This is a genomic window from Bittarella massiliensis (ex Durand et al. 2017), assembly GCF_017566145.1.
Classification (GTDB): Bacteria; Bacillota; Clostridia; order Oscillospirales; family Ruminococcaceae; genus Bittarella; species Bittarella massiliensis_A.
Map to the genome: position 1 here is coordinate 1 of NZ_JABFCL010000130.1, position 233 is coordinate 233.

Sequence of the window (233 nt, forward strand, 5' to 3'; positions counted from 1 at the left end):
CCGAGTGGTGCAGATACAAAGCGGATTTTCAGATGAACATCAACGTATCGAGCCTTCAGTTTGAAGTGCCGTCTTTCAAATTCCTTCTGATGGATATGCTCACCGACTACCGGGTAAATCCTGCAAACATAACGCTGGAGCTGACTGAGAGTGGAAAAGTGAAAGATCCGGTTGTTCTTAGCAAACAGTTTGACTTTATCAGGGCTCAGGGTGTACATATAGCTTTGGATGAT

Annotated in this window: 1 pseudogene; it reads left to right on the forward strand. The window is 44.6% G+C overall.

Annotation, left to right across the window (positions count from 1 at the left end):
* Positions 1–32 precede the first annotated feature (32 nt).
* Positions 33–233, forward strand: a pseudogene (locus HJY11_RS13730) (hypothetical protein); the annotation flags it as partial.